The organism is Mycobacterium seoulense (genome assembly GCF_010731595.1).
Lineage (GTDB): Bacteria > Actinomycetota > Actinomycetes > Mycobacteriales > Mycobacteriaceae > Mycobacterium > Mycobacterium seoulense.
This window is the reverse complement of record NZ_AP022582.1, coordinates 5,300,442-5,322,647: the sequence shown is the minus strand read 5'-3', so window position 1 is coordinate 5,322,647 and position 22,206 is coordinate 5,300,442. Positions and strand designations below refer to the sequence as shown.

Genomic DNA, 22,206 nt, shown 5'->3' with positions numbered 1-22,206 from the left:
TTGGACACAATGAAGTCGCCCGTTTTCGTCGACGTCGACACCGGCGTCGACGATGCGCTCGCACTGATCTACTTGTTCGCCAGCCCGGACGCCGACGTGGTCGGCATCGCCTCCACCGGGGGAAACGTTGCGGTGCAGCAGGTTTGCGAGAACAATCTGGGCCTGCTGCAGTTGTGCGGTGTCACCGGCGTGCCGGTCTCGCGGGGTGCCGGTGAAACCCTGACCGGACCGATGCGCCTGCCGTCAAAGGTCCACGGGCCGAGGGGATTGGGTTACGCCGACCTGCCGCCCACCGATCACCGGCTCACCGACCACGATTCGGCGACCGCCTGGGTGCGCGCCGCGCACGCGTTCCCCGGCGAGCTCATCGGCGTCGCGACCGGCCCGCTGACCAATCTGGCGCTGGCGCTGCGCGCCGAACCGGAGCTGCCGAGGCTGCTGCGCCGACTGGTCGTCATGGGCGGTTCCTACGATCACCGGGGCAACACCACCGCGGTCGCGGAGTGGAACATCAGCGTGGACCCCGAGGCCGCGGCAGAGGTGCTGGCCGCCTGGGACGCCGAAGTCGTTGGCCGACAGCGTCTTCCGATCCTGTGCGGCCTGGACCTGACCCGCCAGGTGGCGATGACGCCGGATCACCTCGCCAGGCTGGCGGCCGCCGCCGGGTCGACGGCGACGCCGATGAGCGACAAGGACGAGCCCGGCACCCGGTCCACGGCGTCCAATCCGTTGATCCGGGTGATCGAGGACGCGATGCGGTTCTACCTGGAGGCCTACCACGACATCGGCCACGGATACCAGGCGCATCTGCACGATCCGCTGGCCGCCGCCGTGGCGCTGGATCCGGGGCTCGTCACCACCCGTCCCGCGACGGTGGACATCGAACTCACGGGGACGCTGACCCGCGCCATGACGGTGACCGATTGGTCAGGCCGCCGGGACCCCAACGCGCTGATCGGCGTCGACGTGGACGCGGCGGCCTTCTTCGACCGGTACATCGAACGGGTTGGGCCCTTCGCGCGCGGGTTACCCCTATTCCATGAAGGTTCGTCTCATTGAAGTCCTGCGCGCGGGATGGGGCGCCGTGCTGCTGGCCGCCCCGTCCGAGGTGCTCGACCACATCCACGGGGTGCAGGTCGATCGCAAGGCGCTCGTCGTCACCCGGATCCTGGGCGCTCGCCATCTCGGCCAGGCGTTGCTGTCGGGAGTGAACCCGGGCCCGGAGGTGCTGGCGGCCGGCGTCTGGGTCGACGCCGTGCACTCCGCCAGCGCGCTCGGCCTGGCCGTGGTCGATCGGCGGAGGGCCCGCGGCGGGGTGACCGACGCCGCCGTCGCGGCGTCGTGGGCGGGCCTGGGCTGGCGCCATCTGCGCGCCGGCAAGGCCAGGACCGACGGCGTCAGCGGGCGCGACCGGTTGGCCCGCACCGTCGTGGGCGCGCTGCCCGGCGGCGCCGGGCTGATGGCTCAGGCGCAGGCGGCCCGCGCCGAGCCGGCCTACTCGTAGCTGCCCTCGAGATACCAGCGCCGCTGGCGATAGCACAGCAGGAACGCCCGCTCGCCCTCCAGCAGGACCTGCGCGCGGGCGGTGCGACTACCCCCTTGGCCGCCCACCGGGCGGTCATCCCACCACCGCTCGTCGACCGGCCACGGCCCGGCCCACCAGTGCAGCCGCTCGTCCCGGCCGTGCACCATCAGCGCTACCGGGTCGGCGGAGAACAGTCCCCGGCTGGTCACCCGCACCGGGTTGCCTTGGGCGTCAAGCATTTCCACCGGGTCGTCGAGCAACACCGCCGGTGACGGGTCGGGCAGCCGGCCGGGCCACGGCAAACCCGGGTCGGCCCGCGGGAGGAGTTCGTCACCCAGCGGAGTCAACGTGATGCGCTCGGCCGGCCCGCGCCCGCCGGACAGCACCGGCACCCGTACTGCCTCCGGGCCGAGCAGGCCCTGCACCCGCACCAGGGCCCGGCGGGCCCGCAGCCTGTCCTCCTCCCCCAGGCCGCCCCACAGCGGCAACTGCAGCGCCCCGGCCGACACCACCTCGACGGCCTGCAGCCGCAGCACCGTCACCGCCGCCGTCGGGCGGGGGTTGCGCGCGGTCCGGCTGCTCAACCAGCCGTCCAGTTGCCAGCGCACCCGGTCGGCGGTGGCGTCCTCGGTCAACGGCTCGGCGCACCGCCAGACCCGGTGCAGCTCTTCGCCGTTGGCGGTGACGGCGTGGATGGCCAGCCGGGTGCAGCCCACCCCGGCGGCCATCAGCGTCCGGTGCAGCGCGCCGGCCAGCGAGCGACCGGCGAAGGCCGCGGCGTCGACCCGGTCGATCGGTGGGTCGCAGTCCAGGACGGCCTCCAGCTCCTCGGGCGGCTCCCGCCCGGACGGGCCGCGCTCGGGTTGGCCGCGGGCCAACCGGTGCGCGGCCACCCCGTCGGCGCCGAACCGGGACGCCACATCGGTGGGCGACAGCGCGGCGAACTGTCCGATGGTGCGAATCCCCAACCGCCACAACAGGTCCGTCAGCTCTTCGCGCCCCGGGCAGCACAGGCTCGGCTCGGTGGCCAGTTGGCGGATCGACAGCACCGACAGAAACTTCGCGTCACCGCCCCGCGGGACCACCCGGCCCGCCCGCGCGGCGAAGACCGCGGTGGACAACCGGTCGGCGACCCCGACCTGACACTCGGCGCCGGCTGCGGCCACCGCGTCGATCAGCCGCTCGGCGGCGTCGGCCTCGGAGCCGAAATAGCGGGCCGCGCCGCGCACCGGCAACACCAGAAGCCCGGGCCGTAACACCTCGGCGCGTGGCACCAGGTCGTCCACCGCCGCGATGACCGCCTCGAAGAAGCGGGCATCGCGGTCCGCGTCGGCGGTGCCGACGTGCAGCTGCGGGCACCGCGCCGCCGCCTCCCGGCGCCGCAGCCCCCGCCGCACCCCCGCCGCCCGGGCGGCCGCCGAGCAGGCGATCACCCGGTTGGCCAGCGTGACCGCCACCGGGGCCGTCGCGGGCAGGCCGGCGGCCGCGGCCGCCGCGACCGCCGGCCAGTCCATGCACCAGATGGCCAACACCCGGGATGTCACCGGAATTCACCCGGCTCGTGCCCGGGTGGTCACCCGTCGTCCCGCACACACCCCGCTGACCTGCAGCCGCACCCGGCTGATCCGACCGAATCCGGGGCGGCTCCCCGGCGTGATCTCGTAGCCGCAGACCCGGGCCTCCAGCCGGGTGGGTGCCCCCTGCCAGTCGCCGTCGGTGACCAACACGGTGCACCCCTTGTTGCGGGCCCGCGCCACCACCGCCCGCGCCCGGGTATGCGGCACCCGGCGCCCGCCCAGGCCGAGGACCACCAGATCCATGCCGTCGACGAGCACCGCGGCCACCTCCACCGGATCGTTGCCGGGATCCGGTATCACGGCGAGCCGGCTCAGATCCGCCCCCATCTCCGCGGCGGCCAGCAGTCCGATGTCCGGCTGGCCGACGATTGCCACGTTGCCGCCCGCCGCCGTCACCGCGGCCACCATGCCCAGCAGCAGCGACCGGGCGCCCGAGAGCACCGCCACCGTCCCCCGCGGCAGCGGCGCCGGCAGCGACTCCGCCAGCCACTGCGGCAGCGCCAGCTGGGATTCCGTTTCCGGCAGCAGGTCGCCGGCGCGGCCGGATGCGGGCCCCGGCGCCTTCCCGGCGATCACGGCCATCCGTCGGCGCAGCGATTCGAGCTGCTCAACGCGGGTTTCCCGGCGTTGATCCGGGGCGAAAGCCGCAGTCATGACCAGCCTCCTACCACCGCTCTCGCACGACCATTTTCGAAAGTATGTTCGACTAATTGAGAGTAAACACCCGCCCTCCGACAACCGTCAAGAAACGCGAGGGGCGGCTTTATGCGATCGATACCGGTGGGGCGGATGGGTGTGATGTGGCGGGGATTTCGCCCCGCCGGTCACTCCCACTCGATGGTGCCGGGAGGTTTGCTGGTGATGTCCAGCACCACGCGGTTGACCTCGGCCACCTCGTTGGTGATGCGGGTGGAGATGCGCTCCAGCACCTCGTAGGGCACCCGGGTCCAGTCGGCGGTCATGGCGTCCTCGCTGGAGACCGGCCGCAGCACGATCGGGTGCCCGTAGGTGCGGTTGTCGCCCTGCACACCCACCGAGCGGACCTCGCCCAGCAGCACCACCGGGCACTGCCAGATCATGTTGTCCAGGCCGGCGGCGGTGAGTTCCTCGCGCGCGATCAAGTCGGCGCGCCGCAGGGTCTCCAACCGCCGCGCGGTGACCTCGCCGACGATCCGGATACCCAGGCCGGGGCCCGGAAAGGGCTGGCGCGCAACGATTTCCTCCGGCAGTCCGAGCTCACGCCCGACGGCGCGCACCTCGTCCTTGAACAGCAGCCGCAGCGGCTCGACGAGCTTGAACTTCAGGTCGTCGGGCAGGCCGCCGACGTTGTGGTGGCTCTTGATGTTGGCGGTGCCGCTGCCCCCGCCGGATTCCACCACGTCCGGATACAGCGTGCCCTGGACCAGGAAGTCGACCTCAGACCCGGTGTCGCTCAGGATATCTCGCACCGCGCCCTCGAACGCGCGGATGAACTGCCGTCCGATGATCTTGCGCTTGCCCTCGGGATTGGTCACCCCGGACAGCGCGGCCAAAAAGGTGTCCGCGGCGTCGACGGTGACGAGGTTGGCGCCGGTGGCGGCCACGAAGTCGCGCTGCACCTGGGCGCGCTCGCCGGCGCGCAACAACCCGTGGTCGACGAACACACAGGTGAGCCGGTCGCCGATGGCACGCTGCACCAGGGCGGCGGCCACCGCCGAGTCGACCCCGCCGGACAGCCCGCAGATCGCGTGGCCGTCACCGACCTGTGCTCGCACCTGCTCGACCAGGGCCTCGGCGATGTTGGCGGGCGTCCAGTCCGCGCCCAGCCCGGCGAAGTCGTGCAGGAACCGGCTGAGCACCTGCTGACCGTGCGGGGTGTGCATGACCTCGGGGTGATACTGCACGCCGGCCAGCCGGCGTGCCCGGTTCTCGAAGGCCGCCACCGCCGCACCCGGGCTGCTGGCGACCACGTCGAATCCGTCCGGCGCGGCCGTGACCGCGTCACCGTGACTCATCCAGACCGGCTGGATGCCCGGAAGCCCCGAATGAAGCTCGCCCCCAACCACTTTCAACTCGGTGCGGCCGTACTCGCTGGTGCCGGTGCGGGCGACGGTCCCGCCCAGGGCCTGCGCCATGGCCTGAAATCCGTAGCAGATGCCGAACACGGGAACGCCGAGGTCGAACACCGCCGGATCGAGCTGCGGCGCGCCCTCCTCGTAGACGCTGGACGGCCCACCGGAGAGCACCAGCGCCGCCGGTTGGCGGGACTTGATCTCGTCGATCGAGGCGGTGTGCGGGATGACCTCGGAGAAGACCCGCGCCTCTCGGACGCGCCGGGCGATCAACTGCGCATATTGGGCGCCGAAATCGACCACCAGCACGGGCCGCGGGGAGGATGTTTCCACGGCTGCCAGCTTAGTGGCTGGCGATGACCGCCCGGCTGGGGCCGTACCGTCGCCGCGTCACATCAGGTGCGTCGGTTGAGCGATCCCGAATCGGGTACCGGCGTAGCGCTTCAGGGCCGCCGGGCTGAAGTACACGTGCTGGCTGACGGTGTGGATATCGCGGAAGCATCGCTGCAGCGGGTGGCCCGCATGCACCGCGCTGGCGCCGGTCAGGTTGAACGCCGCATCCACCGCTTGAAGCGCCGCGCGCATCGCCTGTTGGGCGGCGAGTTGGAAGCCGGCGCGCTGCACCAGCGACGGCGGATCGCCGGCGCGGGCGGTTTCCCACAAAGCGCCGGCCTCGTCGAGAACGAAGGCGCGGGCGGACTTCAAACCGGCTTCGGCACGGGCGAATTCGACTTGGGCGGCGGGGTCGGCGGCGACCGGCTCGAACGTGCCGGCACGCGTCTTCGTCACCGCCAGCTCGGCGAATTCGTCGAGTGCGCGCCGCGCGATCCCGAGCGGGACACCGACTAGGCCTACTCCCACGAGCGTGAAGAACGGTAACCGCCACAGCGGCCCGTCGTGGCGGGCCGACCGGAAGAAGGGGCTGATGGTGTGTTCCTCGGCGATGTCGAGATCTCGGCCGACCACGTCGTTGCTGCCGGTGGCGCGCAGCCCCAGGACGTCCCAGTTCTCGACGATCTCGGCGTCGGCACGTGGAAAGAACGCGAGGCGCCAGTCCGGGCCCTGCTCGGCGATCATGCGCGGGGCGTCACCGTCGAGGACGAACATCCCGCCCAGCATCCATTCGGCATGGCGGCAACCGCTGGCGAACGGCCACCGGCCGTCGACCACGAAGTGGCCACGGCCGTCCGGGACGGCACGCCCGGTGGGGGCGAACACCGTCGCCGCGAGGAAGTCGGCGTCCGGGCCGAACAGCGCTGCGGCGACAGCGGGTTCGAGCCACGCGGTGAACGCGGGCGCGCCCGCCCCGATGGCCGCGAGCCAGCCCACCGAACCGTCGGCGCGCGCCAGTTCCTCGATCATCTCGACGAACGCGATCGGGGCCACTTCGAATCCGCCGAGAGAGCGTGGTTGCAGGGCACGAAAGACACCGGCGGCGCGCATCCGTTCGACCAAGTCGATCGGCAAGGCGCCGAGCGTTTCGGCCTCGGCGACGCGCCGCGAGATTTCCGGTGCCAGGGCGCGCGCCACGTCGGCGGGATGGCGGACGTCCGGAATGCCGGCGGCGTGGCGGGTTGCGGTTGTCATGTCGAGCTCCCCACTTCTGATACAGTGATTTGTATTAGATATAGGCGAATGTACTGAATTATGGGATCTGTCAAGCGCCAGCCTCCACGGCGGTACGACTCCACCCGTCGCAGACAGCAGGCACAGCACAACCGGCATGCGGTGCTGGCGGCCGCCCGGCGGCGGTTCCTGGCCCAGGGCTATGCGGCGACGACCATCGGCGAGATCGCCCGCGACGCGGGCGTCTCAGTCGAGACGGTGTACAAGGCCTTCTCGACGAAAGCGGGCGTGTTGAAAGCACTTTTCGATGTGTCCGTGGCCGGCGACGACGAACCGATCCCGATGGTCGAGCGAGACGTCATCCAGAATGTGGCCAACGCGACCGAGGCAGTCGACAAGCTGGAGCTCTACGCCAAGCACCTGGCCGCCAGCATGCCGCGCAGCGCACCGGTCCAGCTGCTCGCGCGCGACGGCGCGGCCTCCTCTCCGGACGCCGCGAATGTGTGGAAGCAGATCAGGGACGAAACCCTGACCGGCATGACGATGTTCGCCTCCGATCTGGCCGGCACGGGACAGCTCCGGGTCAGCGCCAGACAGGCGCGTGACATTTTGTGGACGTATCACGCACCCGAGCTGTACGAGCTGCTCGTCCTCGAACGCGGTTGGTCGGCCACGCGCTACGGCAAGTTCATCGCGCAGGCGTGGATCGCCGCCCTGCTCGAACAGTGAGCTCTACAGCGCAAACGCCCGACGCACCGCCCCGACGGTGTCCGGGTCCCCATCGAAGGTGACGCGCCGCAGCGCCGCCTTGCGCTTGGCGTCGCTGGTCCCGAGGCGTGCGGCGACCAGATCCGCCGCCTGGGCGGTGATCGTCACCGCGGGTTCACCGCGAGCGCCGGCGAGCCGGCATTGCGTCACCGCGAATTCGAAACGGCGGCCGTCGATCTCGATACGGATCGTCGCTTCCAGCCCGGCCGCGCCGCCCGAATCGAAGCCGAGCAGGAATCCGGCCAGGAATCCGTTCAACGGCGATGCCGGGCCGTCCCCGATCGGGTCCAGCCGGTCCAACCCGAACAACGCGACGCTTCGCAACACCGGCAGCACCCGTTGCCAGCCCATGTCGCTCAGCGTGTAGACCGTGCGCCCGATCGGGGCGGGCAGGTCGGTCCTTTCGACGAGCCCGGCCTCCTGCAGCTCCTTGAGCCGCTCGGCCAGCAGATTGGTCGCGATGCCGGGCAGCGCGTCGCGCAGGTCCCCGTAGCGGCGGGCTCCGCCGACCAGCTCGCGCAGGATCAGCAGGGTCCACCGCTCGCCGAGGACGTCGAGGCCGCGCGCGATCGGGCAGTTCTGGTTGTAGTTCCTGCGGGACGCCACCGGCCCATCCTAGCACGACAGACAACTTTTTCTACTCTTTACTTGATTTGTTTGTCTTCTAGCTTTACCGTCTTGTTCATGAGCAACGAACCCCTGCTTCGGAACCGCCCGATCGCCGCGCTCGCCGTCATCTGCCTCGCGGTCTTCGTCATCAGCGTCGACGCCACCATCGTCAACGTCGCCCTGCCCACCTTGTCGCGCGACCTCGGCGCCGACACCGCGCAGCTGCAATGGATCGTCGACGCCTACACCCTGGTGATGTCGGGCCTGCTGCTCTCGGCGGGCAGCCTGTCCGACCGGTACGGCAGACGCGGCGCTCTGAGCCTCGGCCTCGCCCTGTTCGCTGTGACTTCCGGCGTTGCGGCACAGGTGCATTCGTCCGACGCGCTGATCGCGGCCCGCGCCGCCATGGGCGTGGGCGCGGCGGTGATCTTCCCGACCACGCTGGGCCTGATCACCAACATCTTCACCGACCCGGTACCGCGCGCCAAGGCAATCGGGCTGTGGGCGGCCATGGTGGGAGTCGGGGTGGCCGTAGGGCCGATCAGCGGCGGCTGGCTGCTCGAACACTTCTGGTGGGGGTCGATCTTCATGGTGAACATCCCGATCGCCGCGCTGGCCATCGTCGGGGGCGCCCTGTTCGTGCCGACGTCGCGCGACCCGGCGGCCCCGCGCGTCGACGTCCCCGGCCTCATGTTGTCCGCGGTCGGCATCACGGCGCTGGTCTACACCGTCATCGAGGCGCCCACCTGGGGATGGACCAACGTCCGGACCGCGGCCGGATTCGCCGTCGCCGCAATGGTTCTCGCCGGCTTTGCGCTGTGGGAGCGGCGCAGCACCCACCCCATGCTGGACGTGTCGGTGTTCGCCAACCGCCGATTCTCCGGCGGCAGCCTCGCGGTGACCGCCGGCTTCCTGACGTTGTTCGGATTCATCTTCGTCATCACCCAGTACTTCCAATTCATCAAGGACTACACCGCATTTCAGAGTGGGGTGCGGTTGCTCCCGGTCGCCGGCTCCATCGCGCTGGCCAGCATCGCGGGTCCCCGACTGGTGGAACGGGTGGGCAGCACCGGCGTCGTCGCCGCCGGCCTCACCGTCTTCGCCGCCGGGCTGGCCTGGGCTTCCACCGCCGATGCCGCCACGCCGTACACCCAGATCGCCACGCAGATGCTGCTGCTCGGCGGCGGCCTCGGCCTGACCGTTTCACCGGCCACCGAGGCGATCATGGGGTCGCTGTCCGCCGACAAGGCCGGGGTCGGCTCGGCCGTCAACGACACCACCCGAGAACTCGGGGGGACGCTCGGCGTGGCCATCGCGGGCAGCATCTTCGCCTCGGTGTACTCGGGACATCTCGGGGCGACAGCCCTGCCGGGGTTGCCCGTCGAGCCGATGCGGCACTCGATGGCCTTGGCGCACGGGGTGATCGAGCAGCTGCCGGTGTCACAAGCCGGCTACGTCCGCGGCGTCGTCAATCACGCATTCCTGGACGGCCTGCAGGTGAGTTCCCTGGTATGCGCGGGCATCGCGCTGAGTGCGGCGATCATCGTCGGCTGGCTGCTACCCGCCCGGGCCGGCCAACCGGCACCTGCACGGGAGAGGATCGATGCGCGATGAGTACGACGCCGTCGTCGTCTGCCACCGGCAGCACGTACGTCCTGGGCCACGCCGACGTCGAGGTGCAGCGACTGCTCCTGCAGGGCCGGCTGTACGACCACTACACCGAGCATGCGCTGCGACTCGCCGGGCTGCGGCCGGGCATGCGTGTGCTCGACATCGGTTGCGGGCCCGGTGACGTGTCGTTCATCGCCGCCCGGCTGGTCGGTCCGGCGGGCAGCGTCCTGGGCGTTGACGCCGCCCCGAAGATGATCGAGCTGGCCCGCGCCCGCGCCGCCGAACAAGGCTTGTCCACAGTGCACTTCATCCAGAGCGCGATAGACGCGATCGAAGTCCACGAGCCCGTCGACGCGGTCGTCGGCCGGTTGATCCTGATGCATCTGCCCGACCCGGCCGCCACACTGCGCCGGCTCAGCTCGTTGGTTCGCCCCGGCGGGGTGATCGCGTTCTCCGAGAACGACATCACCGGGGCGAGCAGCGTCCCCGACATGCCGCTGTTCGGACAGGTGACGGAGGGCATCGTGCGCGCCTTCGAAGCCATGGGCCTCAGTCCGCGGTTCGGCACCACGCTGCACACGATCTTCGCCGACGCCGGCCTGGGCGCGCCGCGGCTGACCCTCGGCACACCGATCGGCACGGCCGCCGACACCGACATCCTGGCCTACGCCGCGGAGGTCTGGCGGCTGGTGTCCCCCATCGCACGACAAGGGGGCTTCGCCATCGACGAGGTCGCCGACATCGACAATTTCGTGCCGCGCTTCCGGGAGGAGGCCCTCGCGGCCAACGCCCTCATCACGATGCCACCCATCATCACCGCATGGACAAAGGTGCAAAAATGAACCAGACGATCCAGAGCCAGTACTCGACCGGCCTGTCGCGCAACAACATCGAGCAGGCGCTACGCTCCGCCGGGAAGGACCTCGACCGCCTCGCCCCCGCCGACCTGGGCCTGCTGGAGGACTTCCACACCATGGGTCGCATCGCCACCGCGCAGCTGGTGGAGCTGGCGCAGATCACCGGCGAGAGCGCCGTGCTCGACGCCGGCAGCGGGGTCGGCGGCACCGCCCGTTACATCGCCGGGCGCTACGGCAGCCAGGTCACCGCCGTCGACCTCACCGACGAGTACTGCGAAACGAACCGCTGGCTCAATCGACTCGTCGGCCTCGACGATCGGATTTCCGTTCATCAAGCGGACGTCACCGAACTCCCCTTTCCCGACGCGGTTTTCGACTCCGCCATCAGCCAGCACGTCCAGATGAACATCGCCGACAAGGCGCGCCTGTACGCTGAAGCACGGCGGGTGCTCAAAGATGGCGGACTACTTGCGCTGTGGGACATCGCGATTGGGGATGGCACCCCACTCGACTATCCGCTGCCGTGGGCCGATCACCCTAGCCGCAGCCATCTGGTCACCCCCAACGAATTGCGGGCCACCGTCGAGTCGGCGGGGTTCACCGTCGAACACTGGAAGGACCTCACCGACGAGGCGGCCTCGGTGATGCGGGCCCTCGTGGCGCAGCCCGCCAACCCGCTGGGCCTGCACGCCTTCGTCACCGACTTCCCACGCAAAGTCGAAAATCTCACCCACGCCCTTGCCGACGGACGCCTGCGGGCCGTCCAGGCCATTTGCAGGCGCTGAATATCATGCAGCCCAACGATATTCCAGACCGGCGCTACACGACGAAATGGAGCGGCGGCCGAGGTGAGACCAGTTTCTTCCAACGGTCCGACGGATCCCGGTTGCGCTACTTCACGACCGGAACCGGACCCCCGCTCGTCCTGCTGCACACCGTTCGCACCCAGCTGGACTACTTCCAGCGTGTCATCCCCGGGCTCTGGGACGAATTCACGGTCTACGCGCTGGATCTGCCCGGCATGGGATGGTCCGACATCGTCCCCGGCGCGCGCTACGGCGAACCGGAGCTACGCATCGCCGTCGTCGAATTCGTGAAATCCCTTGGCCTGCGCGACGTGACTTTGGCCGGCGAATCGATGGGTGCCGCGATCGCGCTGTTGGCCTCGATCGAGCTGAGCGACCGGGTAAGCAACGTGGTGGCCTTCAACCCCTACGACTACCCGAGCGGCCTGGAGCGCGGTAACTGGTTCGCGCGCGTCATCGGAACGGGCGTCCGACTGCCCGGCTGCGGACCGGTCTTCGCGCGGCTGGAGAATCGCCTGATCCTGCGGGGCGTGTTGCGGGGCGGCTTCGCGGACCGCCGCGCGCTCCCGGATGACCTGCTCACAGAGCTCCGCCGAAGCGGCCGGCGACCCGGTTACCCCGTGGTGAACCGCGCCATCATGCGCAGCCTCGACGGGTTCGTCGACGCACGAAGCCGCTACCCGCAGGTGACGGCGCCCGTCACGCTGGTGTACAGCGAGCACGATTGGTCCCGCACGGCCGAGCGCGAGCACGTCGCTCGCCAACTGAATGTCCAGCCCGTCACGGTGCCCGGTGCCGGCCACTTCTCGGCGCTCGAGCGCCCAGCGGAGATGGTCCGCGTCATCCGGCAAAGCGGAAGACGGGCGGCCGACACGTGACGCCGCCCCAACCGGGGCCAGCGGCGACCTGTTAGCCGTCATGTTCTCCACCGTCTACATCGTCTGGGCACTCTTGCTGTTCGCATCCGCGCGCGCATCGCTCGCCAACCACGATCCCGTCCGGCGTCGCACGATCCGGTGAACGTTTGGCGACTGACATGTCCGCATGGTGGAGTGGGTATCGCTTAACTTGTCCCCGAAGGATAGGAAGCGAGGTCCCCCGTGCTGGGTCTGCCGGAGAAGGTGCACGCCTGCCTGTTCGACCTCGACGGTGTGCTGACCGACACCGCCAGCGTGCACACCAAGGCCTGGAAGGCCATGTTCGACGACTACCTGTCCGAGCGGGCCGAGCGCACGGGCGAGAAATTCGTCCCCTTCGACGCGGCCGCCGACTACCGCCAGTACGTGGACGGCAAGAAGCGCGAGGACGGGGTCCGGTCGTTCCTGCAGAGCCGCGGGATCGACCTGCCCGACGGCAGCCCCGACGACCCGGGAGACGCCGAGACGGTGTACGGCCTGGGCAACCGCAAGAACGACATGTTCCAGCAGGTCCTGCGCAAGGACGGCGTCGAAGTCTTCGAAGGTTCACGCAGATACCTGGAGGCGGTCTCGGCCGCCGGCCTGGGCATCGCGGTGGTGTCCTCGAGCGCCAACACGCGCGACGTCCTCGAGATCACCGGCCTGGACCGGTTCATCCAGCAACGGGTGGACGGCGTCACGCTGCGCGACGAGCACATCGCCGGCAAGCCCGCCCCGGACTCCTACCTGCGGGGGGCCGAGCTGCTCGGCGTGCCCGCCGACGCCGCCGCCGTGTTCGAGGACGCGATCTCGGGCGTGCAGGCCGGCCACGCCGGTAACTTCGGCTACGTGGTGGGCGTCGACCGGGTGGGCCAGGCCGACGATCTGCGCCGCAACGGCGCCGACGTGGTGGTCACCGACCTCGCCGAGCTGCTGCCGTCATGATCGATGAAGCATCCTTCCCGGTCGAGCCATGGCACTTCCGTGAGACCGAGCTCGATCTCAACCTGCTGGCCCAGACCGAATCCCTGTTCACCCTGTCCAACGGGCACATCGGGCTGCGCGGCAACCTCGACGAGGGTGAGCCCTACGGCCTGCCCGGCACTTACCTGAACTCCTTCTACGAGATCCGGCCGCTGCCCTATGCCGAGGCCGGGTACGGCTACCCGGAGGCCGGCCAGACGATCGTCGACGTCACGAACGGCAAAATCATCCGCCTGCTGGTCGAGGACGAGCCGTTCGACGTCCGCTACGGCGAATTGGTCTCGCACGAGCGGGTTCTCGACATGCGCGCCGGGACGATGTCCCGCTGCGCGCACTGGCGCTCCCCCGCGGGCAAGGAGATCAAGCTGGTGTCCACCCGGCTGGTGTCGCTGGCCCAGCGCGGTGTGGCCGCCATCGAATACGTCATCGAAGCGGTCGGCGACTTCGTCCGGGTCACCGTGCAGTCGGAGTTGGTCACCAACGAGGACCAGCCCCAGACCTCGGGCGACCCGCGGGTGTCGGCCATCCTGGAGAACCCACTGGTGGCCGTCGACCACGAAAACACCGACACCGGAGCGCTTCTCATGCACCGCACCCGCAGCAGCGCCCTGATGATGTCGGCGGCCATGGACCACGAGATCGACGTGCCCGGCCGCGTCGAATTCAGCACCGACGCCCGCGACGATCTGGCGCGGACCACGGTGATCTGCGGGCTGCGCGCCGGGCAGAAGCTGCGCATCGTCAAGTACTTGGCGTATGGCTGGTCGAGCATGCGTTCGCGCCCGGCGCTGCGCGACCAGGCCGCCGCCGCCATCCACAGCGCCCGCTACAGCGGGTGGCAGGGGCTGCTGGACGCGCAGCGCGGATACCTGGACGACTTCTGGGACAGCGCGGACGTCGAGGTCGAGGGCGACCCCGAATCCCAGCAAGCGGTGCGGTTCGGGCTTTTTCACCTGTTGCAGGCCAGCGTGCGCGCCGAGCGTCGCGCCATCCCCGCCAAGGGGCTCACCGGAACCGGCTACGACGGCCACGCCTTCTGGGACACCGAGAGCTACGTGCTGCCGGTGCTCACCTACACCGCACCGCACGCGGTGGCCGACGCGCTACGGTGGCGGGCGTCCACCCTGGACCTGGCCAAGGAGCGGGCGGCCGAGCTCGGCCTCGAAGGCGCCAGCTTCCCGTGGCGGACCATCCGCGGGCAGGAGTGCTCAGCCTACTGGCCGGCCGGCACCGCGGCCTGGCACATCAACGCCGACATCGCCATGGCCTTCGAGCGATACCGCATCGTCACCGGCGACGAGGAGCTGGAAAAGCATTGCGGCTTAGCGGTACTGGTCGAGACCGCCCGGCTCTGGCTCTCCCTGGGCCACCACGACCGGCACGGCGTCTGGCACCTGGACGGCGTCACCGGTCCCGACGAGTACACCGCGATCGTGCGCGACAACGTCTTCACCAACCTGATGGCCGCGCACAACCTGCGCACCGCCGCCGAGGCCTGCAACCGCCATCCCGAGGCGGCGGAGGCGATGGGTGTCACCACCGAGGAGACGGCGTCCTGGCGCGACGCGGCCGATTCCGCCAACATTCCCTACGACGCCGGCCTGGGGGTGCATCAGCAGTGCGAAGGGTTCACCACCCTCGCCGAATGGGACTTCCAGGAGAACCACGCCTACCCGTTGCTGCTGCACGACCCCTACGTGCGGCTCTACCCCGCCCAGGTGATCAAGCAGGCGGACCTGGTGCTGGCGATGCAGTGGCAGAGCCACGCGTTCACCCCGGAACAGAAGGCCCGCAACGTCGACTATTACGAGCGGCGCATGGTGCGCGACTCGTCGCTGTCCGCCTGCACCCAGGCGGTGATGTGCGCCGAGGTCGGGCACCTGGAGCTGGCGCATGACTACGCCTACGAGGCGGGGCTGATCGACCTGCGCGACCTGCACCACAACACCCGCGACGGCCTGCACATGGCCTCGCTCGCCGGTGCCTGGACGGCGCTGGTCGGCGGCTTCGGCGGCCTGCGCGACGACGAGGGCATCCTGTCGCTGGATCCCGCGCTGCCCGAAGGCATTTCGCGCCTGCGATTCCGGCTTAGGTGGCGCGATTTCCGGGTGACCGTCGACGTGAATCACGCGCAAGTCACCTACACGGTGCGCGACGGGCCGGGGGGCCAGCTCACCATCCGGCACGCGGGCGAAGAGGTCACCCTGAGCACCGACACGCCGAAAACTATTGCGGTGCAACACCGCAAGCCACTGCTGCCGCCCCCGCAGCAGCCACCGGGCCGCGAGCCACTACATCGCCGGGCGCTGACCCGCAAAAAGTGAGCATCAGTCGGGATTGAGGATCCGCCCCACCTCGGCGCGGGCCGCCTGCCGGATTTCGTCGTCGGTCAGCTCGTCGATCCCGGTCGCCGACCGCAGGATCGGCGCGAAGAGGCGCCAACCGAATTGCAGCGCAAGGGCGTTGGCGACCGCGAGTCGCCCTTCGGTCTCGTTCTCATAGAGCGGCAGCACCCAGTCGAGTAACGTCGCGATGTTCGGAAAACGCTTCTGCAGTTGCCCCGCCGGATACCCGTCGAGCACGGTTCGGGCCATCACGCGCATCTGCCGGTCGAGGGCCCGGTCCAGTTCCTCGGCGGGGGCCTCGTCGCGCAGCAGCGCCGTCAGGTTGGCACCCAGGTGATCGAGCACGGCGCCGACCAGATTCTCCTTGGTGCCGAAGTGCCGAAACACCAGCCCGTGGTTGACGTTGGACCGGGCGGCGATGTCCCGGATCGACGTCGCGGCCGGGCCGCGCTCGGCGAACAGCTCGGTGGCGGCCTCCAGGACGGCCGCGGCCACCTCCGCCCGTCCGGTGGGCATGTTGGCGCGGCCACTTGCGGAACCCGTAGTCATACGACTACAGTACTCGATGTAGTCAATTGACTACACCCCTTCACACTAGGATCGAAGAAAATGACAGGTCAGATCACGGTCACCAAGCTGGGCAGCCGCATCGGCGCCCGGGTCGACGGCGTGCGCCTCGGAGGCGACCTCGGCCAGGAGGCGGTCGAGAAGATCCACCGGGCGCTGTTGACCCACAAGGTGATCTTCTTCCGCCACCAGCACCACCTCGACGACCAGGCACAGCTGGCGTTCGCCGGCCTGCTGGGCACGCCCGTCGGCCACCCGGCCGCCGCGCTGCTCGCCGCCAAGAACGCGCCGGTCATCACGCCGATCAACTCCGAGTACGGCAAGGCCAACCGCTGGCACACCGACGTAACGTTCGTCGCGAACTACCCGGCGGCCTCGATCCTGCGGGCGGTCACCCTGCCGCGGTATGGCGGGTCGACGCTGTGGACCAACACCGCCGCCGCCTACGAGCGGCTGCCCGAGGCGCTCAAGGGCCTGGTCGAGAACCTCTGGGCGCTGCACACCAACCGCTACGACTACGTGACCAGCGACTCGCCGCCGGCCATGAGCGACGCGCAGCGCGCGTTCCGCCAGGTCTTCGAGAAGCCGGACTTCCGGACCGAACACCCGGTGGTGCGCGTCCACCCCGAGACCGGCGAGCGCACCCTGCTGGCGGGCGACTTCGTGCGGGGCTTCGTCGGCCTCGACAGCCACGAATCAAGCGCGCTACTGGAGCTGCTGCAACGGCGAATCACGATGCCGGAGAACACGATTCGATGGAGCTGGGCCCCGGGCGACGTCGCCATCTGGGACAACCGGGCCACCCAGCACCGCGCCATCGACGACTACGACGACCAGCCTCGGCTGATGCACCGCGTCACCCTGATGGGCGACGTGCCCGTCGACGTGCACGGGCAGCGCAGCCGGGTGGTCAGCGGCGCACCGCTCGAGGCGATCGCGAGCTAGCCGGTCGAGCTCACCGGCGTGATCGGCAACCAGCGCAGGGCACCCGGTGCGTCGACGGGCACCACCGGGTGCCCCGGCGCGATCGGGTCCAGCCGGCGGTAAGGCTGGCCCTGCGGCGGGCGTTGATCGTTCTCACCCTTGTTCGGCCACAGCGCCGCGGCCCGCTCGGCCTGGGCGGTGATGGACAGCGACGGGTTGACGCCCAGGTTCGCCGAGATCGCGGCGCCGTCCACGACGAACATCGTGGGGTAGCCGTAAACCCGGTGGTAGGGGTCGATGACCCCGTGCTCGGGGCCGTCGCCGATCGCCGCGCCGCCGAGGAAGTGCGCGGTCAGCGGGATGTTGAACAGTTCGCCCCAGGTGCCGCCGGCCACGCCGTCGATCTTTTCGGCGATGCGCCGCGTGACCCGGTTCCCGACCGGATTCCAGGCCGGGTTGGGGTCCCCGTGGCCCTGCTTGCTCGTGTACCACCGGATGCCCAGCTTCCCGCGCTTGGTGTAGGTGGTGATCGAGTTGTCCAGGTGCTGCATCACCAGGGCGATCAGGGTGCGCTCGCTCCACTGGCTGACGTTGAGCATCCGCATCATGCGGCGCGGGTCCTCGCGGGCCTGGTCCAACAGCTGCTTCCAGCGCGGCACGTCGGTGCCCTCCGGCCCGGTGCCGTCGGTCATCAGGGTCTGCAGCAATCCCATCGCGTTGGAGCCCTTGCCGTAGCGGCAGGGCTCGACGTGCGTGTCGGCGGTGGGGTGGATCGACGACGTGATCGCCACCCCGTGCGTCAGGTCCAGGTTCGGGTCGACCTCGAGCTTCCCGGCGCCGACGATGGACTCGGAGTTGGTGCGGGTCAGCACGCCCAGCCGCTCGGAAAGACGCGGCAACTTGCCCCCGTCGCGCATCTTGAACAGCAGATGCTGTGTCCCCCACGTGCCCGCCGCCAGGATCAGGTGTGTCGCGGTGTAGGTGCGCCGGTCCCTGCGCAGCCAGCTTCCGGTGCGCACGGTGCGGACCTCCCACACCCCGTCGGGCCGCTGCTGGAAACCCTTGACCGTTGTCATCGGGATGACTTGCGCCCCAGCCGATTCGGCGAGGCCGAGGTAGTTCTTCAGCAGCGTGTTCTTGGCGCCGTAGCGACAGCCCGTCATGCAGCAACCGCACTCCAGGCAACCGGTGCGCTCGGGTCCCGCGCCACCGAAATAGGGGTCCGGCACGGTCTTGCCCGGGGTCTTGGTGCCGTCGGGGCCGAAGAACACCCCCACCGGGGTGGACACGAAGGTGTCACCGCAGCCCATCTCGTCGGCGACTTCCTTCAGGATGCGGTCGGCGTCGGTGAACGTCGGGTTGGTGACCACACCGAGCATCCGTTTGGCCTGCTCGTAGTGCGGCATCAACTCGTCGCGCCAGTCGGTGATATGCGACCACTGCCGGTCTTTGAAGAACGGCTCCGGCGGCACGTAGAGCGTGTTGGCATAGTTCAGCGAGCCGCCGCCCACCCCGGCGCCGGCCAGGATCATCACGTTGCGCAGCGGGTGGATCCGCTGGATGCCGTAGCAACCCAACCGCGGCGCCCACAGGAACTTGCGCAGGTCCCAGGAGGTCTCGGCGAAGTCCTCGTCGGCGAAGCGCCGCCCGGCCTCCAATACGCCTACGCGGTAGCCCTTTTCGGTGAGCCGCAGCGCGCTGACGCTGCCGCCGAAACCCGAACCGATGATCAGAACGTCGTAATCCGGCCTCATCGCACCAGTATGGCCTTACCCACAGGTAACAAGCCAGGGGGTCCGGGCCTCAGCCGCCGACCGTCAGGCCGACCTTCTGGAACTCCTTGAGGTCGCAATAGCCGGCCTTGGCCATCGACCGGCGCAATCCGCCGACCAGGTTGAGGGAACCGAACGGGTCGTCGGAGGGCCCGTTGAGCACCCGCTCCAGCGGCGGCCGTTCGCCGAGGGCGATCTGTAGCAGCGCCCCGCGCGGCAACGACGGGTGCGCCGCCGCGGCCGGCCAGAACCAGCCCTCGCCGAGCGCTTCGGCGGATTCGGCGAGCGGCGTGCCGAGCACCACCGCGTCGGCGCCGCAGGCGATCGCCTTGGCCAGCTCGCCGGAGGTGTGGATGTCGCCGTCGGCCAGCACGTGCACGTAACGGCCGCCGGTCTCGTCGAGGTATTCGCGCCGCGCGGCGGCGGCGTCGGCGATGGCGGTGGCCATCGGCACGCTGATGCCCAGCACCTCGTCGCTGGTGGTCACGCCCCGGGTGGAGCCGTAGCCGACGATGACGCCGGCCGCGCCGGTGCGCATCAGGTGCAACGCGGTGCGGTGGTCGAGCACCCCGCCGGCCACCACCGGGACGTCGAGCTCGGAGATGAACGTTTTCAGGTTCAACGGCTCGCCGTCGCTGGCCACCCGCTCCGCGGAGACGATGGTGCCCTGGATGACCAGCAGGTCGATGCCGGCCTGCAGCAACACGGGGGTGAGCGCCTGGGCGTTCTGCGGGCTGACCCGCACCGCCGTGGTGACGCCGGCCTCCCGGATGCGCGCGACCGCGGATCCCAGCAGGTCGGGGTTCAGCGGCGCGGCGTGCAATTCCTGCAGCAGCCGGATCGACGCCGACGGTTCGGGCTCCTTGGTGGCGGCCTCGACGAGCTGGGCGATCTTGGCCTCGACGTCGGCGTGCCGGCCGATCAGCCCCTCGCCGTTGAGCACGCCCAGCCCGCCCAGCCGGCCGAGCTCGATGGCGAATTCGGGCGACACCAGGGCGTCGGTCGGGTGGGCCACCACCGGGATCTCGAACCGGTAGGCGTCCAGCTGCCAGGTGGTGGAGACGTCCTGCGAGGACCGGGTGCGCCTCGACGGCACGATGCTGACTTCGCTCAGCTCATAGGTACGACGGGCGTTGCGGCCCATCCCGATTTCGACCACGCCGGCCTCAGCGCGCAAAGTAGTTCGGCGCTTCGACGGTCATGGCGACGTCGTGCGGATGGCTTTCGCGCAGCCCGGCCGAGGTGATCCGGACGAACTGCGCCTGTTGCAGCGACTCGATGGTGGGTGAGCCGGTGTAGCCCATCGCGGCGCGCAGACCGCCGGTGAGCTGGTGGATCACCGAGGACAGCGGGCCGCGGAACGGCACCCGGCCCTCGATTCCCTCGGGGACCAGCTTGTCCTCGCTCAAGGCGTCGTCTTGGAAGTAGCGGTCCTTGGAGTACGACTTGGCCCCGCCCCGGCCCTGCATCGCGCCCAGCGACCCCATGCCCCGGTAGCTCTTGAACTGCTTGCCGTTGACGAAGATCAGCTCGCCGGGGGCCTCGGCGGTGCCGGCCAGCAGCGAGCCCAGCATGGCCGTCGAGGCGCCGGCGGCCAGGGCCTTGGCGATGTCGCCGGAATACTGCAGCCCACCGTCGGCGATCACCGGCACGCCCGCCGGCCCGCACGCCGCGACGGCCTCCAGGATCGCCGTGATTTGTGGTGCGCCGACCCCGGCCACCACCCGGGTGGTGCAGATCGAGCCCGGACCAACCCCGACCTTGACCGCGTCGGCGCCGGCGTCGACCAGCGCCCGGGCCGCGGACCGGGTGGCGACGTTCCCGCCGATCACCTCGACCTTCTCGCCCACCTCGGCCTTGAGCTTGCCGACCATGTCGAGCACCAGCCGGTTGTGCGCGTGGGCGGTGTCGACGATCAGGACGTCGGCCCCGGCGTCGACCAGCATCATCGCGCGGACCCAGGCGTCGCCGCCGACGCCGACGGCCGCGCCCACCAGTAGCCGGCCGTCGCTGTCCTTGGTGGCCAGCGGGTGCTGTTCGGTCTTGACGAAGTCCTTGACGGTGATCAGCCCGGTGAGCCGGCCGTGGCCGTCGACGACGGGCAGCTTCTCGATCTTGTTGCGGCGCAACAGCCCCAGCGCCGCGTCGGCGCTGACGCCCTCCTGGGCGGTGATCAGCGGGGCCTTGGTCATCACCTCGGCGACCTTGCGGGTCTGGTCCACCTCGAACCGCATGTCGCGGTTGGTGATGATGCCGACCAGCGCCCCGACGTCGTCGACCACCGGCAGACCCGAGATCCGGAACCGGGCGCACAGCGCGTCGACCTGCGCCAGGGTGTTGTCCGGCCGGCAGGTGACGGGATCGGTGACCATGCCGGCCTCCGAGCGCTTCACCATCTCGACCTGGCCGGCCTGTTCGGCGACGGGCAGGTTGCGGTGCAGCACGCCCATGCCGCCCGCCCGGGCCATCGCGATGGCCATCCGCGATTCGGTGACCGTATCCATCGCCGAGCTGACCAGCGGCACTTTGAGCCTGATCTTCTTGGTCAGCTGGCTGGACGTGTCCGCGGTGGCGGGAACCACATCGGACGCCGCGGGCAGCAGGAGGACGTCGTCGAAGGTGAGGCCCAGCATCGCGACCTTGTTCGGGTTGTCACCCCCGGTGGGCACCGGGTCGTCGACCAGACCCCCGATCCGGGGGTCGCGCACGTAGGGGCTGCCGACGAGGTCGGAGCTGTCTTCCAGGTGGGACAAGCCACGGGTCATCGGTGGGGCCCTCCATACGATGCGGCGTGAGACTCCATCCTATCGGCTCGCCCGCCTCTGGAACCGCTTGCCGGGGCGCGCGGCGGGCGCCAAACGGCGCGGAACCCGCGGGCGGCTTCCCTGCTGGCGTTATCCCGGCCCGGCTGCGTAGGCTAGTGTGCGTGCGCGATCACCTCCCGCCGGGTTTGCCGCCCGACCCCTTCGCCGACGACCCCTGCGATCCGTCGGCTGCGCTGGAAGCCGTAGAGCCGGGGCAACCGCTGGACGCCCAGGAGCGCATGGCGGTCGAGGCCGACCTCGCCGACCTGGCGGTCTACGAGGCCCTGTTGGCGCACAAGGGCATTCGCGGACTGGTGGTGTGCTGTGACGAATGCCAGCAGGATCACTATCACGACTGGGACATGCTGCGCGCGAACCTGTTGCAGCTGCTGATCGACGGCACCGTCCGCCCGCACGAGCCGGCCTACGACCCCGAACCGGACGCCTACGTCACGTGGGACTACTGCCGCGGCTACGCCGACGCCTCGCTCAACGAGGCCACCTCGGACGCCGACGGATACCGCCGCTGAGCGGTCGGCTCCCT

The 22,206-nt window shown here is 70.0% G+C and carries 20 protein-coding genes; 11 read left to right on the top strand and 9 right to left on the bottom strand.

What is annotated here, in order from left to right:
- Nucleotides 1-9 precede the first annotated feature (9 nt).
- Both G6N37_RS24850 and G6N37_RS24845 read left to right on the top strand, forming a co-directional pair.
- Nucleotides 10-1,059 (top strand): nucleoside hydrolase, encoded by a 1,050-nt coding sequence (locus G6N37_RS24850; RefSeq protein ID WP_163684068.1) that lies wholly within the window; start codon nt 10-12, stop codon nt 1,057-1,059.
- On the top strand, nt 1,040-1,504 hold the full coding sequence (locus tag G6N37_RS24845) for a hypothetical protein (RefSeq protein WP_163684066.1): 465 nt from the start codon (nt 1,040-1,042) through the stop codon (nt 1,502-1,504). The genes G6N37_RS24850 and G6N37_RS24845 overlap by 20 nt, the downstream gene beginning before the upstream one ends.
- On the opposite strand, the gene G6N37_RS24840 is transcribed toward G6N37_RS24845, so the two are convergent.
- The 4 genes from G6N37_RS24840 to G6N37_RS24825 form a co-directional block, all read right to left on the bottom strand.
- Nucleotides 1,495-3,039: a DNA polymerase Y family protein gene (locus tag G6N37_RS24840; RefSeq protein WP_276066873.1), complete on the bottom strand. Its 1,545-nt coding sequence runs from the start codon at nt 3,037-3,039 to the stop codon at nt 1,495-1,497. The genes G6N37_RS24845 and G6N37_RS24840 overlap by 10 nt on opposite strands.
- 36 nt (nt 3,040-3,075) lie before the next feature.
- Nucleotides 3,076-3,756, bottom strand: a complete 681-nt coding sequence (locus G6N37_RS24835) for a hypothetical protein (RefSeq protein ID WP_163684065.1) — start codon at nt 3,754-3,756, stop codon at nt 3,076-3,078.
- Between the two features lie 170 nt (nt 3,757-3,926).
- The gene (guaA, locus tag G6N37_RS24830; RefSeq protein ID WP_163684063.1) at nt 3,927-5,486 is read right to left on the bottom strand and encodes a glutamine-hydrolyzing GMP synthase; all 1,560 of its coding nucleotides are present in this window, start codon (nt 5,484-5,486) and stop codon (nt 3,927-3,929) included.
- Nucleotides 5,487-5,543: 57 nt separating this feature from the next.
- The gene (locus G6N37_RS24825) at nt 5,544-6,740 is read right to left on the bottom strand and encodes an acyl-CoA dehydrogenase family protein (protein ID WP_163684061.1); all 1,197 of its coding nucleotides are present in this window, start codon (nt 6,738-6,740) and stop codon (nt 5,544-5,546) included.
- 141 nt (nt 6,741-6,881) lie between these two features.
- Here G6N37_RS24825 and G6N37_RS24820 point away from each other — a divergent pair, with 141 nt between their 5' ends.
- Nucleotides 6,882-7,448 (top strand): TetR/AcrR family transcriptional regulator, encoded by a 567-nt coding sequence (locus G6N37_RS24820; RefSeq protein ID WP_197745719.1) that lies wholly within the window; start codon nt 6,882-6,884, stop codon nt 7,446-7,448.
- 3 nt (nt 7,449-7,451) lie between these two features.
- On the opposite strand, the gene G6N37_RS24815 is transcribed toward G6N37_RS24820, so the two are convergent.
- On the bottom strand, nt 7,452-8,093 hold the full coding sequence (locus tag G6N37_RS24815; protein ID WP_163684057.1) for a winged helix-turn-helix transcriptional regulator: 642 nt from the start codon (nt 8,091-8,093) through the stop codon (nt 7,452-7,454).
- A 78-nt stretch (nt 8,094-8,171) separates the two neighbouring features.
- On the opposite strand from G6N37_RS24815, the gene G6N37_RS24810 reads away from it, so the two are divergent.
- From G6N37_RS24810 to G6N37_RS24785, 6 genes are all read left to right on the top strand, one after another.
- Entirely contained in the window at nt 8,172-9,710 is a 1,539-nt protein-coding gene (locus tag G6N37_RS24810) for an MFS transporter (RefSeq protein WP_163684056.1), read from the top strand.
- Nucleotides 9,707-10,549, top strand: coding sequence for a class I SAM-dependent methyltransferase (locus G6N37_RS24805; protein WP_163684055.1), 843 nt, complete (start codon nt 9,707-9,709; stop codon nt 10,547-10,549). The genes G6N37_RS24810 and G6N37_RS24805 overlap by 4 nt, the downstream gene beginning before the upstream one ends.
- Nucleotides 10,546-11,349 (top strand): class I SAM-dependent methyltransferase, encoded by an 804-nt coding sequence (locus tag G6N37_RS24800; RefSeq protein WP_163684053.1) that lies wholly within the window; start codon nt 10,546-10,548, stop codon nt 11,347-11,349. The genes G6N37_RS24805 and G6N37_RS24800 overlap by 4 nt, the downstream gene beginning before the upstream one ends.
- A 5-nt stretch (nt 11,350-11,354) precedes the next feature.
- Complete coding sequence (locus G6N37_RS24795; protein ID WP_163684051.1) at nt 11,355-12,248, top strand: alpha/beta fold hydrolase; 894 nt, start codon at nt 11,355-11,357, stop codon at nt 12,246-12,248.
- A 222-nt stretch (nt 12,249-12,470) separates the two neighbouring features.
- Nucleotides 12,471-13,211 carry a beta-phosphoglucomutase family hydrolase gene (locus G6N37_RS24790; protein WP_163684048.1) on the top strand — a complete coding sequence of 247 codons (741 nt, stop codon included), beginning with the start codon at nt 12,471-12,473 and terminating at the stop codon, nt 13,209-13,211.
- Nucleotides 13,208-15,574 carry a glycoside hydrolase family 65 protein gene (locus G6N37_RS24785; protein WP_163684046.1) on the top strand — a complete coding sequence of 789 codons (2,367 nt, stop codon included), beginning with the start codon at nt 13,208-13,210 and terminating at the stop codon, nt 15,572-15,574. Before G6N37_RS24790 ends, G6N37_RS24785 begins: the two co-directional genes overlap by 4 nt.
- A 3-nt stretch (nt 15,575-15,577) precedes the next feature.
- Here the strand turns inward: G6N37_RS24785 and G6N37_RS24780 are convergent, their stop codons facing one another.
- Nucleotides 15,578-16,144, bottom strand: a complete 567-nt coding sequence (locus G6N37_RS24780; RefSeq protein WP_163684043.1) for a TetR/AcrR family transcriptional regulator — start codon at nt 16,142-16,144, stop codon at nt 15,578-15,580.
- A gap of 60 nt (nt 16,145-16,204) precedes the next feature.
- Between G6N37_RS24780 and G6N37_RS24775 the strand changes: the two genes are divergently transcribed.
- A complete protein-coding gene (locus G6N37_RS24775; RefSeq protein WP_163684041.1) occupies nt 16,205-17,107 on the top strand; it encodes a TauD/TfdA dioxygenase family protein in 903 nt (300 codons plus the stop codon).
- Here the strand turns inward: G6N37_RS24775 and G6N37_RS24770 are convergent.
- From G6N37_RS24770 to guaB, 3 genes are read right to left on the bottom strand one after another with little or no spacing between them, the layout of a single operon-like run.
- Nucleotides 17,104-18,840 carry a GMC oxidoreductase gene (locus tag G6N37_RS24770; protein WP_163684039.1) on the bottom strand — a complete coding sequence of 579 codons (1,737 nt, stop codon included), beginning with the start codon at nt 18,838-18,840 and terminating at the stop codon, nt 17,104-17,106. The genes G6N37_RS24775 and G6N37_RS24770 overlap by 4 nt on opposite strands.
- 49 nt (nt 18,841-18,889) lie before the next feature.
- Nucleotides 18,890-20,017, bottom strand: coding sequence for a GuaB3 family IMP dehydrogenase-related protein (locus G6N37_RS24765; RefSeq protein WP_163684037.1), 1,128 nt, complete (start codon nt 20,015-20,017; stop codon nt 18,890-18,892).
- Nucleotides 20,018-20,024: 7 nt separating this feature from the next.
- Nucleotides 20,025-21,623 carry an IMP dehydrogenase gene (gene guaB / locus G6N37_RS24760; RefSeq protein ID WP_163684035.1) on the bottom strand — a complete coding sequence of 533 codons (1,599 nt, stop codon included), beginning with the start codon at nt 21,621-21,623 and terminating at the stop codon, nt 20,025-20,027.
- Between the two features lie 161 nt (nt 21,624-21,784).
- On the opposite strand from guaB, the gene G6N37_RS24755 reads away from it, so the two are divergent.
- On the top strand, nt 21,785-22,192 hold the full coding sequence (locus tag G6N37_RS24755; RefSeq protein ID WP_046186907.1) for a DUF5319 domain-containing protein: 408 nt from the start codon (nt 21,785-21,787) through the stop codon (nt 22,190-22,192).
- The last annotated feature ends 14 nt before the right edge of the window (nt 22,193-22,206 follow it).

What these genes read in the sequence shown, in the direction of transcription:
- G6N37_RS24810 (WP_163684056.1), top strand. Translation starts at nt 8,172, where the DNA reads ATGAGCAACGAACCCCTGCTTCGGAACCGCCCGATCGCCGCGCTCGCC.
- G6N37_RS24850 (WP_163684068.1), top strand. Translation starts at nt 10, where the DNA reads ATGAAGTCGCCCGTTTTCGTCGACGTCGACACCGGCGTCGACGATGCG.
- G6N37_RS24785 (WP_163684046.1), top strand. Translation starts at nt 13,208, where the DNA reads ATGATCGATGAAGCATCCTTCCCGGTCGAGCCATGGCACTTCCGTGAG.
- G6N37_RS24770 (WP_163684039.1), bottom strand. Translation starts at nt 18,840, where the DNA reads ATGAGGCCGGATTACGACGTTCTGATCATCGGTTCGGGTTTCGGCGGC.
- G6N37_RS24780 (WP_163684043.1), bottom strand. Translation starts at nt 16,144, where the DNA reads ATGACTACGGGTTCCGCAAGTGGCCGCGCCAACATGCCCACCGGACGG.
- G6N37_RS24845 (WP_163684066.1), top strand. Translation starts at nt 1,040, where the DNA reads ATGAAGGTTCGTCTCATTGAAGTCCTGCGCGCGGGATGGGGCGCCGTG.
- G6N37_RS24835 (WP_163684065.1), bottom strand. Translation starts at nt 3,756, where the DNA reads ATGACTGCGGCTTTCGCCCCGGATCAACGCCGGGAAACCCGCGTTGAG.
- G6N37_RS24795 (WP_163684051.1), top strand. Translation starts at nt 11,355, where the DNA reads ATGCAGCCCAACGATATTCCAGACCGGCGCTACACGACGAAATGGAGC.
- G6N37_RS24825 (WP_163684061.1), bottom strand. Translation starts at nt 6,740, where the DNA reads ATGACAACCGCAACCCGCCACGCCGCCGGCATTCCGGACGTCCGCCAT.
- guaB (WP_163684035.1), bottom strand. Translation starts at nt 21,623, where the DNA reads ATGACCCGTGGCTTGTCCCACCTGGAAGACAGCTCCGACCTCGTCGGC.
- G6N37_RS24805 (WP_163684055.1), top strand. Translation starts at nt 9,707, where the DNA reads ATGAGTACGACGCCGTCGTCGTCTGCCACCGGCAGCACGTACGTCCTG.
- G6N37_RS24800 (WP_163684053.1), top strand. Translation starts at nt 10,546, where the DNA reads ATGAACCAGACGATCCAGAGCCAGTACTCGACCGGCCTGTCGCGCAAC.
- G6N37_RS24840 (WP_276066873.1), bottom strand. Translation starts at nt 3,039, where the DNA reads ATGGACTGGCCGGCGGTCGCGGCGGCCGCGGCCGCCGGCCTGCCCGCG.
- G6N37_RS24775 (WP_163684041.1), top strand. Translation starts at nt 16,205, where the DNA reads ATGACAGGTCAGATCACGGTCACCAAGCTGGGCAGCCGCATCGGCGCC.